The 14118-nt window shown below is 61.5% G+C and carries 12 protein-coding genes and 1 pseudogene; all 13 read left to right on the forward strand.

Annotation, left to right across the window (positions count from 1 at the left end; translation table 11 throughout):
• Positions 1–764 precede the first annotated feature (764 nt).
• The 13 genes and pseudogenes from EH240_RS29725 to EH240_RS29785 all read left to right on the forward strand — a co-directional run bounded on the left by EH240_RS29725 (position 765) and on the right by EH240_RS29785 (position 14034).
• The gene (locus EH240_RS29725; RefSeq protein ID WP_125005271.1) at positions 765–2795 is read left to right on the forward strand and encodes a conjugal transfer protein TraG; all 2031 of its coding nucleotides are present in this window, start codon (positions 765–767) and stop codon (positions 2793–2795) included.
• A gap of 120 nt (positions 2796–2915) precedes the next feature.
• Complete coding sequence (locus tag EH240_RS29730) at positions 2916–3329, forward strand: CopG family transcriptional regulator (protein WP_125005273.1); 414 nt, start codon at positions 2916–2918, stop codon at positions 3327–3329.
• Positions 3326–4294 (forward strand): P-type conjugative transfer ATPase TrbB, encoded by a 969-nt coding sequence (gene trbB / locus EH240_RS29735; RefSeq protein WP_125005275.1) that lies wholly within the window; start codon positions 3326–3328, stop codon positions 4292–4294. The genes EH240_RS29730 and trbB overlap by 4 nt, the downstream gene beginning before the upstream one ends.
• A gap of 11 nt (positions 4295–4305) precedes the next feature.
• On the forward strand, positions 4306–4614 hold the full coding sequence (locus EH240_RS29740; protein WP_125005277.1) for a TrbC/VirB2 family type IV secretion system protein: 309 nt from the start codon (positions 4306–4308) through the stop codon (positions 4612–4614).
• Positions 4614–4886 (forward strand): VirB3 family type IV secretion system protein, encoded by a 273-nt coding sequence (locus tag EH240_RS29745; RefSeq protein ID WP_125005279.1) that lies wholly within the window; start codon positions 4614–4616, stop codon positions 4884–4886. The genes EH240_RS29740 and EH240_RS29745 overlap by 1 nt, the downstream gene beginning before the upstream one ends.
• Positions 4880–7330, forward strand: a complete 2451-nt coding sequence (trbE, locus tag EH240_RS29750) for a conjugal transfer protein TrbE (RefSeq protein ID WP_125005281.1) — start codon at positions 4880–4882, stop codon at positions 7328–7330. The genes EH240_RS29745 and trbE overlap by 7 nt, the downstream gene beginning before the upstream one ends.
• The gene (gene trbJ / locus EH240_RS29755; protein WP_125005345.1) at positions 7330–8055 is read left to right on the forward strand and encodes a P-type conjugative transfer protein TrbJ; all 726 of its coding nucleotides are present in this window, start codon (positions 7330–7332) and stop codon (positions 8053–8055) included. Before trbE ends, trbJ begins: the two co-directional genes overlap by 1 nt.
• Before the next feature lie 32 nt (positions 8056–8087).
• A complete protein-coding gene (gene trbL / locus EH240_RS29760) occupies positions 8088–9410 on the forward strand; it encodes a P-type conjugative transfer protein TrbL (RefSeq protein ID WP_125005284.1) in 1323 nt (440 codons plus the stop codon).
• Positions 9411–10142, forward strand: a complete 732-nt coding sequence (gene trbF, locus EH240_RS29765) for a conjugal transfer protein TrbF (protein ID WP_125005286.1) — start codon at positions 9411–9413, stop codon at positions 10140–10142. It begins immediately after the preceding gene.
• On the forward strand, positions 10132–11160 hold the full coding sequence (gene trbG / locus EH240_RS29770; RefSeq protein WP_125005347.1) for a P-type conjugative transfer protein TrbG: 1029 nt from the start codon (positions 10132–10134) through the stop codon (positions 11158–11160). The genes trbF and trbG overlap by 11 nt, the downstream gene beginning before the upstream one ends.
• 11 nt (positions 11161–11171) lie before the next feature.
• A complete protein-coding gene (locus EH240_RS29775; RefSeq protein ID WP_125005288.1) occupies positions 11172–12389 on the forward strand; it encodes a TraB/TrbI/VirB10 family type IV secretion system protein in 1218 nt (405 codons plus the stop codon).
• 139 nt (positions 12390–12528) lie between these two features.
• Positions 12529–13477, forward strand: a pseudogene (locus EH240_RS29780) (IS110 family RNA-guided transposase).
• A gap of 284 nt (positions 13478–13761) precedes the next feature.
• On the forward strand, positions 13762–14034 hold the full coding sequence (locus tag EH240_RS29785) for a DUF2274 domain-containing protein (RefSeq protein WP_125005290.1): 273 nt from the start codon (positions 13762–13764) through the stop codon (positions 14032–14034).
• Positions 14035–14118: the final 84 nt, after the last annotated feature.

The following is a 14118-nucleotide window of genomic DNA, read 5'->3' on the forward strand; positions in this document are numbered from 1 at the left end:
GCGAACACCCGCCAGCAGCAGTCTCCCCGCAGTGAGACGGCTTCATCCCCCGTCCTCAAGCGGCTCACCTTTAACGCCGGCGCGACTGGAGCTCGATCCGAGCTACCCTGGAATCACCTTCGGCCTCTGCGAAGCGGGCTTGCTCCACAGCAGGATTCGATGCGAGTAGTCGGTCAAGACTATCAAGCGCTATGGCCGTGCGGGTCAGCGGCAGCTGCTCGTGATGGCTTGGCCGGCGCAGCACGGCGGACCGCAAGGGTCGGAACCATTTAGATTCACCGCCTGCGGCAGCAGCATGTCGGGAATCGGCCTGTGGCTACCGGGGATGACGCGACTACATTTCTCTTGAAAGCGTCATCGCCCTGACAACACATTTTGCAATGGTCGGCGGATGTCGATGATGCGCCTGTTCACAACTAGCTGTTCAGCAGGTCGGGAGGATAGGATGAACTCTGAGGCTTTCAGCAGCCCGCTTTTCGTGAGACGTGCAGCGTAAATCCTGCAAGTCCGGCACCCGAAAAGTACAAATCTAAGCGTCGGCGACACGTGTGAGGCTGGCGCGGCATTGCAGAAGGCGGCGCCGAACAGTTGTTGTCCAATTCGTCAAGGACCATGCCGCCATTTTTGCGAGCGTAAGAAGGACCAGCAGGATGGTCGCTTTTCGCACTTCCAATCGCCTCATCGCACCAAGTCGTACATAGGGCGCATTCCTGTTGCGGTCTCGCGGTGCCATGCTTGAGCCTCCAGAACAGCGGATAAAGCCGATGACGCCCACGAAGCTGCTGATTGGCCAGATCGCAGTCGTATTCGCGATCGTCATTATTGGCATCTGGGCGGCAACGCAATGGTGCGCCCATATGCTTGCCCATCAGCCGCCACTCGGATCGCCATGGTTTGTCGCGGCCGGCTGGCCGATCTACAAACCGTGGAAACTGTTCGAATGGTGGTTCCAATTCGACGCTTATGCCCCTGAGGTCTTCGACAAGGCTGGTATTCTCGCCGGCGTCAGTGGATTCATGGGCTGTGCCGCCGCGATCTCCGGGTCGCTCTGGCGGGCGCGGCAGCGCGGACTTGTCACCACCTACGGCTCCTCGCGATGGGCGATGAAACAGGAGATCGAGCGTGCTGGGCTGTTTCGGCCGAACGGCGTTTTCCTCGGCAAGCTGAAGGATAGCTATCTTCGCCACGACGGACCGGAGCATGTCGTGGCCTTCGCACCGACGCGCTCGGGCAAGGGTGTCGGATTGGTTGTTCCAACGCTGCTTTCCTGGACCGGCTCGACTGTCATTCACGACATCAAAGGCGAGAACTGGGAGCTGACTTCCGGATGGCGGTCAAAGTTCTCGCACTGCCTTTTGTTCAATCCGACCGATCCGCGATCTGTGCGCTACAATCCTCTGCTGGAAGTGCGCAAGGGTCCGAACGAGGTTCGAGACGTTCAGAACATCGCCGACATTCTTGTCGATCCCGAAGGCGCGTTGGAGCGGCGGAACCATTGGGAGAAGACCAGTCATTCACTTCTTGTCGGCGCCATCCTGCATGTCCTGTACGCCGAAGAGGAAAAGACACTCGCCCGCGTCGCCACCTTCCTGTCAAACCCGCAACGTTCGTTTGCCACAACGCTACAGCGGATGATGGCGACAAACCATCTCGGCACGACGAACAAGCCTCGGGTCCATCCCGTGGTGGCGTCGGCGGCGCGCGAGGTCCTGAACAAGTCGGAGAACGAGCGGTCAGGCGTTCTCTCGACCGCCATGTCGTTTCTCGGGCTCTATCGTGATCCGACGGTGGCGGCGGCAATATCGGCCAGCGACTGGCGCATTGCCGATCTCATGGATGCCGAGCGACCGATGTCGCTCTATCTGGTGGTGCCGCCATCTGACCTCTCGCGCACCAAGCCTTTGGTGCGACTGGTGCTCAATCAGATCGGTCGGCGGCTGACGGAGCGCCTGGAGGGCGATCCGAAGAAGAGCCGAAAGCACCAGCTGCTCATGATGCTAGACGAATTCCCGGCGCTCGGTCGGCTCGATTTCTTCGAGACCGCGCTCGCCTTCATGGCGGGCTACGGCATCCGCGTCTATCTAATTACGCAATCCCTGAACCAGATTTCAAAGGCCTATGGCGAGAACAACGCCATCCTCGATAACTGCCATGTGCGCATTGCCTTTTCATCCAATGACGAGCGCACGGCTAAGCGTATCTCGGACGCTCTCGGCACGGCGACGGAACTGAGGTCCATGCGCAACTATGCCGGTCACCGGCTGGCGCCCTGGCTTTCGCACGTCATGGTGAGCCGGCAGGAGACTGCCCGACCGCTGCTGACGCCGGGCGAGGTGATGCAGCTGCCCGCGTCGGATGAGTTGGTTTTGGTTTCGGGATTGCCGCCGATCCGCGCAAAAAAGCTGCGTTACTATCAGGATCAGAATTTCACGGAACGGGTACTGCCTTCGCTGGCGCCGGGCGACGGACCTTACGCGGATCGACCTGTGTCTCGCCCTCACGACTGGAGCGGACAAGTACGCGGCGTCGATCGCCGTCTTGCTGGGGACAACGACAGGGGCGGCGCGACAACCGAAGACGAGGGAGGCGTCCAGCAGCAGCGCCATCCCGGTCTGCCTGAAGAACAAACGGTCATCGCCAACGAGCCTGATCAGAGCGATCTGTTCGACTTCACTGACGACGATGGCGAGGCGGTGGCCGACAAACGTGTGATGGATCGGATTTCGACCGCGAGACGCGCCTACGGCATCAACGAGGGCAGGGGCGACGACAAGGACATCGTGCCCGGCTTCTGAACGCCGCTCAGTTGCAGAGCGCATCTCAGCGTAAATAACGGCCATAAGCGTTTTTGAGCATCTGGCCGATGCTTGTTCCCGTCGCCGGCGTGCCAGCGCTGGCAGGTTGGAACAAGCCGCATGAAACCCCACCGCATTCGTCACCAGTTTCTGCTCGAACCTGAATTGAGCGAGAAACTGGACAACCTCAGCCGCGATCCATCGACGACCAAATCAGCGATCGTGGCGAAGGCGGTCGAGGCGTTCATCGAGCGGCGTGGCGAGAACGAGCTCGACCGGCGCTACGGCGTGAGGCTCGACCGTCTCTCCCGGGACCTTGGACATGTCAAGCGCGATGTGGAGATGATCCTGGAGAGCCTGGCGCTGTTCATCCGCTTTTCCATCACGCTTCATGCCCACACGCCGGTCCCGGACAGGGCAACGCAGGCGATTGCGCAGGAGCGTTTCGACAAGTTCGTCGAACAAGTCGGTCGCCAGATCGCATCGGGGAAACGCTCGCTTGGCAAAGGCAATTGCTGGGGAGGCGAAGGATGAGCTCTCATCCCGAGGCCGACCATCGCCGCCGCGCGATGCTGCGCACTGCAATGGGCCCGGCGATCACCGAAGCCCTTGCCGATCCATCCGTCATCGAGGTGATGGTCAATCCCGACGGTGCGTTGCGGCTCGACCGGTTGGGAGAAGGCCGTGTCGATACGGGCGTACATCTGCACCCTTCCGAGGCGGAACGCATCATCCGCCTGGTCGCCTCCCACGTGCGCGCCGAGGCGCACGCGGATAATCCGATCGTCGGCGCCGAACTGCCCTCGGGCGAGCGCTTCGAGGGGCTGTTGCCGCCGGTCGTACTGGCGCCATGCTTCGCCATCCGCAAGCCGGCGGCAAAACTCTACACGCTGGCCAATTATGTCGCCGACCGTATCATGTTGCCGCTGCAGGCCGATGCGCTGGCGAAGGCTGTGCGTGAGCGGCGCAACATATTGGTCGCAGGCGGCACGTCCTCGGGCAAAACGACGCTCGCCAATGCGCTGTTGGCCGAAGTCGCCGAATGCGACGAGCGGGTGATCCTGATCGAAGACACACGCGAGCTGCAGTGCACTGCCAAGGACTGCGTTGCGCTTAGGACAAGCCGGGGCTCGGTGACGCTTGCCGATCTCGTACGCTCGACGCTGCGGCTCAGGCCCGACCGCATCATCGTCGGCGAAGTCCGAGGGGCGGAAGCCCTCGACATGCTGAAGGCATGGAACACTGGCCACCCCGGCGGCATCGCCACGGTTCACGCCAATTCGGCGCGCTCCGCCCTCTACCGGATCGAGCAACTCGCCCAGGAAGCAGTCGTCACCGTGCCTCGCCGTCTCATAGCCGATGCCATCGATCTGATCGTCTTCATCGCCGGGCGCGGATCCTCGCGCCGCATCGAAGCGGTCGCAGAGTTAACCGGTCTCGACGGCAGCGGCGATTATGCCGTCGCCCCGCTCACGCTTCCGCAACTCCAGCAGCTTTGAAAGGCCACCTCATGCGCAAGAAGCTTCGCTTTCTTTCGTCCACCGTGCTCGCGTTACTTACTACGGCCCCAGCTTACGCAGCGGGCTCCGGCATGCCGTGGGAACAACCGCTGCAGCAGATCCTGGAATCGGTGCAGGGACCGGTCGCCAAGATCGTCGCGGTGATCATCATCATCACCACCGGCTTGACGCTCGCCTTCGGCGACACTGCAGGCGGTTTCCGCCGGCTTATCCAGATCGTCTTCGGGCTGTCGATCGCCTTCGCCGCATCGAGCTTCTTCCTCTCCTTCTTCTCCTTCGGCGGCGGGGCACTTGTCTGATGGCCACCGGAGAGCAGCATATCGAGGGCTTTGAGGTTCCCGTTCACCGCGCATTGACCGAGCCGATCTTGCTGGGCGGCGCACCGCGAGCGGTAGCGATTCTCAACGGCACGGTGGCCGCGGCCATAGGTCTTGGCTTGCAGCAGTGGATTGCCGGGATGGTGCTCTGGATTGCCGGCCACACTCTCGCGGTCTTTGCCGCAAGACGGGACCCGGACTTCGCCAGCGTGCTTGTCCGTCACCTTCGCCTGAAGGGATGGCTTGCGTGCTGAACCTTTCGGAATATCGACGCAAAGCCGACCGGCTTGCCGACCACCTACCTTGGGCCGCATTGGTCGCGCCCGGCATCGTGCTCAACAAGGACGGCAGCTTCCAGCGCACGTTCCGGTTCCGCGGCCCCGATCTGGAAAGCGCGACGGAAGCCGAACTTGTCGGCATCTGCGCGCGGGCAAACAATGCGCTGAGAAGGCTTGGCTCCGGTTGGGCATTGTTCTTCGAAGCCGAGCGCATCGAAGCGCTAGGTTATCCGAATTCGCGCTTTCCCGACGCGGGGTCATGGCTGGTCGATGAGGAACGGCGTGCGGCCTTCGAGGGCAAGGTCGCGCATTTCGAAAGCCGCTATCACCTGACCGCGCTATTCATGCCGCCGCCGGACAACCAAGCTCGCGCGGAAAGCGCTCTCGTCGACTCTCATCATTCAGAAGGCGAAAGAGACTGGCGCCAAGAGCTGGCGCGGTTCCGTGACGAGACTGATCGCCTTCTGGACCTTCTATCGGGCTTCATGCCCGAAGTCCGCGTGCTCGATGATGCCGAGACGCTTACTTACCTGCACGGCACGATCTCGACCCGCCGCCATCCACTCACAGTGCCAGAGACTCCGATGTATCTGGACGGCGTGCTGGTCGACGCGCCGCTCACCGGCGGGCTGGAGCCGATGCTGGGCGAGCAGCATCTGCGCACACTCACCATGCTCGGTTTTCCGAACCTCACCCGCCCCGGAATGCTCGACGCTCTCAACCATCAGGATTTCGCCTATCGCTGGATGACGCGCTTCATTCCGCTCGACAAGGCGGACGCCACGAAAACTCTGACGCGGTTGCGCCGGCAGTGGTTTGCCAAGCGCAAATCGATCGCGGCCATCCTGCGCGAGGTCGTGACCAACGAACCCGTTCCTCTCGTTGACAGCGATGCCGACAACAAGGCGCTCGATGCCGACGAAGCACTTCAGGCATTGGGCGGGGATCATGTCGGCTTCGGCTATCTCACCACTACGGTGACGGTGTGGGACGAGGACCGCCAAGCCGCCGCGGAGAAACTTCGCGCGGTCGAGCGCATCATCAATGGGCTCGGCTTCACCGCGATCCGTGAAAGCGTCAACGCAGTGGAAGCCTGGCTCGGCTCGCTGCCTGGCCATGTCTATGCCAATGTTCGCCAGCCGCTCATTCACACGCTGAACCTCGCCCATCTCATGCCGCTGTCGTCGGTGTGGGCCGGTCCGGCGGCAAACGAACATCTGGCCAAGGTCACCCAGCGAGAGGCGCCGCCGCTTCTCTTTGCCGAGACCAGCGGGTCGACCCCATTCCGGCTTTCCACCCATGTCGACGATGTCGGTCACATGCTAATCGTTGGTCCGACCGGTGCCGGCAAGTCGGTTCTGCTTGCACTGATTGCTCTGCAATTCCGACGTTATGCCGGGGCGCAGGTCTATGTCTTTGACAAAGGCAATTCGGCTCGGGCGGCAACGCTTGCGATGGGTGGGGAACACCACGCGCTGGGGGCGGATGGTGCGCTTGCCTTCCAGCCGCTCCGAAACATCGACCACCAGCCTACCCGTAGGTGGGCGGCCGAATGGATCGCCGGGCTGATTGCCCATGAGAACGTCACCGTCACGCCGGAGGTGAAGGAGGCAATCTGGTCGGCAATCACCAGCCTTGCCACCGCGCCAGCGCAGGAACGCACGCTGACGGGCCTGTCGGTTCTGCTTCAGTCCAATGCGCTGAAATCTGCCTTGATGCCCTACACGCTCGACGGTCCCTTTGGCCGGCTGCTCGATGCCGATGACGATCGGTTGGCCTTGTCAGATGTGCAGTGTTTCGAGACCGAGGAACTGATGCACAGCCAAGGTGCTGTGCTGCCGGTGCTCACCTATCTGTTCCATCGTCTCGAGGAGCGGTTCAATGGGCGGCCGACGCTTCTGATGCTCGACGAGGCGTGGGTCTACCTTGACAACCCGCTCTTTGCCGCCCGCATCCGCGAATGGCTGAAGGTGCTGCGAAAGAAGAACGTATCGGTGATCTTCGCCACGCAGTCGCTTGCCGACATCGCCGGCTCTTCCATCGCGCCCGCAATCATCGAGAGCTGCCCCCAGCGCATTTTTCTCCCCAACGATCGTGCCGTGGAACCGCAGGCGCGGTCAGCCTACGAGTGCTTCGGTCTGAATGAGCGCCAGATCGAACTGATCGCCCGCGCCACGCCGAAGCGGCAATACTATCTGCAATCGCGCCGTGGCAACCGTCTCTTCGAACTTGGGCTCGGCCCGATCACGCTCGCCTTTTGCGGCGCCTCCGATCCGGCCACGCAGACCCTGATCGACAACGTGTTGTCCGAAGACGGGCAGAAGAGTTTTGCCTCCCGCTTCCTGAGCGCACGTGGCCTCGGTTGGGCCGCCGAGCTTCTCCGGCAATTCCCTCAAACAACCAAGGAACAATCATCATGATGATGCGACACCGCCTCCTCTCCAGCCTGATCGCTCTTTCCCTGATCGCCAAACCATTGGCCGACTATGTTCAGCCAGCCTATGCCCTGATTGTCTTTGATCCATCGAACTATACGCAGAACGTGCTCTCGGCGGCGCGCGCATTGGAGCAGATCAACAACCAGATCCAGTCGCTTCAGAACCAGGCGACCATGCTACAGAACATGGCGCGCAACCTTCAGAGTCTGGATTTTTCTTCCGTGGGCCAGCTTACCGGTTCACTCCAACGGATTGACGGTCTGATGGACCAGGCGAGTGGCCTGAGCTTCGATCTCACTAAGCTCCAGGACCAGTGGCGCAACCAATATCCGGAAAGCTACGACGCCACGATCAAGGTCAGCGACGTGGCGAGTGCCGCACGCGAGCGTTGGCAGAGCGCCATGCAGGCGTTCCGGCAAACCATGGGTGTGCAGTCACAGATCATTGAGAATGTCCGCGGCGACGGCGACCTGCTCGCCGATCTCGTCAATCGCAGCCAAGGTGCGGCCGGTGCGCTTGAGGCAAGCCAGGCCACCAATCAACTGATCGCGCTTTCGACCAAACAGCAGATGCAGATCCAGACGCTGCTCGCGACGCAATTTCGAGCTGAGGCCGAGGATGAGGCGCGTAAGGTTCAGTCAGAGGAAGCCGCCCGCGAGACGACCAAGCACTTCCTGGGCACCGGCACAGCCTATCCCGGCAACTGAACCAGTTTTTTCACAGCGAGGAAGGCGGCGGCATGAACGACCTTGGCGTCATCGACCGGTTTATGGAGACCTTCATCCGCTACATCGACAGCGGTTTCGGTCTGCTCTCGGGCGACGTCGCCTTCCTCACCACGATCCTGATCGGCATCGACATCACGCTGGCAGGGCAGGCCTGGGCGCTCGGCGACGAGCCAAACATTCTCGGCAGGCTCACCCGCAAGGTGCTCTATGTCGGCGTGTTCGCCTTCATCCTGAACAACTTCAAGAATCTCGCCGACATCCTCTATCGCTCCTTTGCCGGCCTCGGCATCAACGCCTCCTCCGGCAACCTATCTCCCGACAATCTTCTCCATCCAGGCCGCATCGCCGCAACCGGTTTCGAAGGCGCCTGGCCGCTGCTGGATCAGGCAAGTCAGCTGCTCGGGTTTCCGGAAATCTTCGGCAACGCGCTCACCATCTTCGTGCTGCTCATAGCCTGGTTCCTGGTCATCATCGCCTTCTTCATCCTCTCCATCCAACTCTTCATCACTATCCTCGAATTCAAACTCACCACGCTGGCTGGCTTCGTTCTTGTGCCCTTCGCGCTTTGGAACCGGTCAGCGTTTCTCGCCGAGCGTGTGCTTGGCAACGTCATCTCATCGGGCATCAAGGTCATGGTGCTCGCCGTCATCGTTGGCATCGGCTCCACGCTGTTCGGCGAGTTCGCTTCGGCGCTGCAGGGCAAGGAGCCGGATCTGGCCGCTGCCATGTCTCAGGTGCTGGGTGCGCTGGCACTGCTTGGGCTCGGCATTTTCGGGCCAGGGATCGCTTCGGGTCTTGTCTCAGGCGCGCCCCAGCTTGGTGCTGGCGCCGCGCTTGGAACCACCGCGGCCGCAGCCGGTGCATCGCTCGTCGCCGGAGGCGCGGCGTTCGCTGGCGCGCGCATAGCGGCCGGCGGCGGTCTCGCCGCAGTCCGAGCCGGCACGACCATGGGCTCGGCAGCTTCCTCGGCATGGCAGTTGGGACGTGCAACGTCGCCCGATACCGGCCTGTCCGGTGTGACTGCCGGAATGCATGGTGTGACCAGTGCCGCCGGCGGCGCCTCGATGCGAGCAGCACGATCTGCAGCCGGAGCGTTCGGGCGCAGCGCTGATGTCGGGCGCGAAGCCGCTTGGACCGCGACCGGCGGTACGCCGACCGCGTCAATGACCGGAAGCCTAGCTGGCACGGCCGCCGATGCCGCGCCGACATGGGCAAGGCGCTTGCGTTCCGAACAGACCGCCCGTGCTCATCGCCACGCCGCCATTCAGGCCGTCCGCGACGGCGACAGACCGGGCGGCAGCGCCAATCCCTCTCTCAATGACAAGGACGACTAGATGCTCTTCAAGCGACCCGTTCAACGCTACGGCAAGACGCCCGAGCCGGTCACGCCGTATCAGAAGGCCGCCCAGCTCTGGGATGAGCGCATCGGCTCATCGCGGATGCAGGCCCGCAACTGGCGGCTCATGGCTCTTGGCTGTCTGGCCTTGGCAACTGGGCTCTCCAGCGGGCTCGTTTGGCAGTCGATGCAAAGTCGAGTCGTGCCCTACGTCGTCGAGGTTGATCGCTTCGGTGAGACGCGCGCCGTTGCGCCGGCAATCCAGGATTACGGGGCCTCCGACGCCCAGATCGCCTGGCACCTCGGCCGTTTCATCCAGAACGTCCGTTCGATCTCCACCGATCCGGTCCTGGTCCGGCAGAACTGGCTAGCGGCCTACGACTTTGCCACCGACCGGGCGGCCCTTTTCCTCAACGAATATGCGAAGGCCAACGACCCCTTCGGTCAGATCGGCACGCGCAGCGTGTCGGTGCAGGTGACCAGTGTGGTTAGGGCTTCCAACAGCTCGTTCCAGGTCAAATGGACCGAGCAGGCTTTTGAGCGCGGCAGCCTGGCCAGCACGACGCGCTGGACCGCGATCCTCACCATCGTGATCCGCCCGCCGAGCAATACGGACCAATTGCGCAACAACCCGCTCGGCGTCTTCATCAACGCCATCGACTGGTCGCGTGAGCTCGACAGCGCCGCGCCAACATCCGTTTCCCCGAAGGAGCCCGCCAATGACAAATAGAGCCCCATCGTTCCGTGCCGCGCTGATCCTGTCCGCGTCAGCAGCTTTCCTTCCCGCCTGCGCGTCGAAGCCAGTGCCGCCACCTCAGATTTCTTACGATGGTGCCGATTTCAAACTAGCCGCGATCGAGAAGGCGCCCGAGAAGCCGGTCAAGATCGTCGAGGTGCCAAAGCCGCTGCCGCTGCCCGGCCAGCTACAGCCTGATCCGAGCAAGGTCGTTGAGGACAAGCGCTCTCCTGAAGAACGCATCGCTGATGCCAACAAGGCGGCGACGCAGCAGCCCACCAAGTACGGCTATGTCAATGCGGTGCAGGTCTATCCCTTCACCGATGGTGCACTTTATCAGCTCTATGCCGCGCCGGAGCGCGTCAGCGATATCGCTCTGCAACCGGGCGAGAAACTGACATCCGTGTCGGCCGGCGACACGGTGCGCTGGGTCATTGGCGACACCGTCAGCGGCACCGGTGACAATCAGCGCACCCATGTGCTGGTAAAACCCTTTGCGCCCGGGCTCAGCACAAATCTGGTGATCACCACCGAGCGCCGGACATATCACCTGCAGCTTCAAAGCACCGAGAAGACGGCAATGGCTGCAATCTCCTGGACGTACAGCGGGGACCAGATCATCGCGCTGCGCCAACGCAACGCTCAAGCCGAGGCTGTCATGCCGGTGGCGTCGAATGTGGCGCTCGAGAATATTCGCTTCCGCTATTCGATCACCGGTGACACACCGCCCTGGAGACCGACGCGTGCCTTCGACGACGGCAGCAAGGTCTACATCGAGTTTCCGCGCCGTATCGATCAGGGCGAGGCGCCGCCCCTCTTCATCGTCGGTGCCGACGGGAACAACCAACTCGTCAATTACCGCATGCGCGGCAATTATTACGTCGTCGATCGTCTCTTTGCCGCTGCCGAACTGCGCCTTGGCACTAAGCAACAGCAGGTGGTGCGCGTCACGAGGACCGACGGCCGGGAGCCGACGCAGCGCATACCACTTTTTGCGCGTTCCGGCAGGTGAGGGAGGCGGTCATGACCGATATCCCTCGCTCCGATCCTCCGCCGAAACTCGATCCGGAGCAGCTGCAGTTGCGGGCTTCTCCTCGCCACGCCGTACGGTTCCGGCGCGGTGTGATCGTTGCCATCGCCGCAGTCGGATCCGGTGCCATTCTGGGCGTCACGATGATAGCGCTTCAGGGACCTGCCTTGCGCATCAAAGACCAGGCTGAAGATCTCTACAACACTGAGCGCAAACCAACCGCAGAGGGACTCGATACGCTCCCCAAGGACTACTCTGGAATGCAGCCGAAGCCTCCCGTCCTTGGGCCGCCATTGCCGGGCGACCTAGGTCGCCCCATCCTTGAGCGGCAGCGCCAGCTCGGCATCGCGCCGGGCCAGGACATCTCCGCCGAGGAGCAGCGTCTAGCCCAGCAGGCGATCGAGGCGCGTGAATCGCAGGTGTTCTTCCGCATTGACGATCGATCTAGGCAGACGGACCTCGCCAGCGGTGGGCAAAGTGTGCCGCAGCCGTTTGGGATACCGCTTCCGCAATCCGATACAGCACGCGCGTCAGCCGTCGTCGCGCCGGCCGAAGGCGACCAGAACAATCAGCAGCGCAAGCTTGATTTTGTTAACCAGCGAAGCACCAGCGGGACCTACAATCCGCATGCGCTGCAGACGCCGGCTTCGCCCTGTCAGTTGATGGCCGGCAGCGTGATCGCCGCAGGCCTCATCACCGGCATCAATTCGGACTTGCCCGGCCTGGTCGTCGCGCAGGTCACCGAGGATGTGCATGACACCGTCACCGGCAGCATCCTGCTCATTCCGCAAGGCTCGCGGCTGATCGGCACTTATGACAGCGTCGTCGCTTTTGGACAGAAGCGCGCATTGTTGGTCTGGCAGCGAATAATCCTGCCCGACGGTTCCTCGATCGAAATCGACAATCTGCCAGCGACGGACACTGCCGGCTATGCAGGGCTGGAGGACAAGGTCGATTTCCACACCTGGCAGCTGATCAAGGGCGTTGCGCTGGCTACGTTGCTGGGTGTCGGCACCGAGTTGAGCTTTGGGGAGAACGAAAGCGATTTGGTTAAAGCGATCCGGGAATCGGCTCAGCAGAACGTCAGTCAAGCTGGCCAGCGCATCACCGAAAAGAACCTCAACATTCAACCCACAATCACCGTGCGCCCTGGTTGGCCGCTGCGCGTAATCGTGCACAAGGATCTTGTATTGCGGCCTTACCCAAGTTGAAAAGGAGGTGGCATGAAAGAGGCTTCGCCCGCTGGGAGAACGGATCGCTGAGATGCAGATAATGTTGGGACAGTCACGTCTTGCGCCGTTTGGCTTACCTTTCCTGGTTTTAGAAAAACTCATGGAAGGAAGGCAAAACGTGACTGCACCTTATGATTTTCACATGGGCGTCTATTACCACAAAAGCTATAGCCACTTGGTCGTGCAGAATTCAACTGGCAAGATGCTGCAACCCGGACGGGTGAAGAACGACCGTCAATCTCTCAGCTCATTTCTGGAACGATATTCTGACAACTCTAATGCCGTTCTGGAAGCGACGCGCAACTGGATGGTGATGTACGACCGGCTGGACGACATCTGCGACGATGTTATGCTGGCGCATCCCTTGAAGGTGAAGGCGATCGCCGACGCCAAGATCAAAACGGACAAGATCGACGCGACGGTTTTGGCGCATCTTCTGCGGGCCGGCCTGGTGCCGGAGGCGTGGGCTCCCGGTGAGAAGACCCGGGAGCTTCGCATAGCGCTCCGAGAGCGGATGTTCTATGTGCGGCTGCGCACGACGGTGAAGAACCGGATCCTCACGGTGTTCGACCCCTATCCAGAGCAGACAGCGCAGTTGAGGAAGTTGGGCGACCTGTGTGGCAAGGCCGGTCGCCAGCAGTTCGCTGCGCTCAGCGTGTCGGACATCGATCGCATCCAGATCGATCGGGGGCTGGAGTTCGTCGGCGATATCTACGGGCGGATTAAGCAGTCGGAAGCGACGATCCGGGCGATGACCAAGACCAATGGCAACGCGAAGCGTTTGAAGACCATTCCCGGCATCGAGGAGTTCTTCGCCCGGCTGATCGACGCCGAGATCGACGACATCAGCCGCTTCCACAGCCCGAAGAAGCTGGCCGCCTATGCCGGTCTTGTTCCTCCACCTAATCCTCCGGCGGCAAGACATATCACGGCAAGATCATCAAACAGTGATGGCGCGCAAGCTTTTGACGATCGCCTTTCAGATCCTGCGCGACCAACGTCTTTACGAGCGGCGCGGCGCCCACGGCGAGGAGAGTTCATCGTCCACAATATCCCGGCTGTCCTGATGATTGCCTAGCGAGCCCGCAGGTCTGGGTTGCGCTCTTAAATCTGGTTGCGCTCTTAAAGGAGAATGGGAAGCCGGGAGCCGAACGCCACTATGTGACTGAAGCCGGATAGTCAGGGTCACGGATTGGAGAATGGTTCAGAGCAGCAGGACAGCGAAGTCTGTTCTGCGCGAATGGGGGAGATGTAGCCGATCGGTCGCAAAGCCGGTCAAAACGCAACCGAACCCAAGGAAACAACGGCACAAGCGCCGATTCCGCCCTTGTGTTCTTTCATTGGAGTAATCATGACGCACCTGAAACTTGGGAAGCTTCCGGACCGGACGCCTTCCAAGATCACCATCACAGTTAGCGCGGACCTGAGCCAAGCGCTTCAGGACTATGCGGCGATTTACCGTCAGACCTATGGCGAGTCAGAAACGGTGGCTGAACTGATCCCATTTATGCTGGCGGAATTTCTGGAAAGCGACCGCGCGTTTGCTAAGGCCAGAAAAGAAGGTTTGCCGACGGCAAGCGTGACGGAGAAATCGCGATCCCGGCCGGGTTCAGGTTCCGAGTAACCGAGGCAGAGAGTTGGTCAAGTCCGACCGTGGCGCCGCCTATAGGTTCTGGAACCCTATCTTTATGCGACGGTTTCGCGGATG

Source organism: Mesorhizobium tamadayense, assembly GCF_003863365.1.
GTDB classification, from domain to species: Bacteria; Pseudomonadota; Alphaproteobacteria; order Rhizobiales; family Rhizobiaceae; genus Mesorhizobium; species Mesorhizobium tamadayense.

Bases quoted from the DNA above. Each gene is read 5' to 3' on its own strand.
- EH240_RS29725 (WP_125005271.1), top strand. From the start codon at position 765: ATGACGCCCACGAAGCTGCTGATTGGCCAGATCGCAGTCGTATTCGCG.
- EH240_RS29730 (WP_125005273.1), top strand. From the start codon at position 2,916: ATGAAACCCCACCGCATTCGTCACCAGTTTCTGCTCGAACCTGAATTG.
- trbB (WP_125005275.1), top strand. From the start codon at position 3,326: ATGAGCTCTCATCCCGAGGCCGACCATCGCCGCCGCGCGATGCTGCGC.
- EH240_RS29740 (WP_125005277.1), top strand. From the start codon at position 4,306: ATGCGCAAGAAGCTTCGCTTTCTTTCGTCCACCGTGCTCGCGTTACTT.
- EH240_RS29745 (WP_125005279.1), top strand. From the start codon at position 4,614: ATGGCCACCGGAGAGCAGCATATCGAGGGCTTTGAGGTTCCCGTTCAC.
- trbJ (WP_125005345.1), top strand. From the start codon at position 7,330: ATGATGCGACACCGCCTCCTCTCCAGCCTGATCGCTCTTTCCCTGATC.
- trbL (WP_125005284.1), top strand. From the start codon at position 8,088: ATGAACGACCTTGGCGTCATCGACCGGTTTATGGAGACCTTCATCCGC.
- trbF (WP_125005286.1), top strand. From the start codon at position 9,411: ATGCTCTTCAAGCGACCCGTTCAACGCTACGGCAAGACGCCCGAGCCG.
- trbG (WP_125005347.1), top strand. From the start codon at position 10,132: ATGACAAATAGAGCCCCATCGTTCCGTGCCGCGCTGATCCTGTCCGCG.
- EH240_RS29775 (WP_125005288.1), top strand. From the start codon at position 11,172: ATGACCGATATCCCTCGCTCCGATCCTCCGCCGAAACTCGATCCGGAG.
- EH240_RS29785 (WP_125005290.1), top strand. From the start codon at position 13,762: ATGACGCACCTGAAACTTGGGAAGCTTCCGGACCGGACGCCTTCCAAG.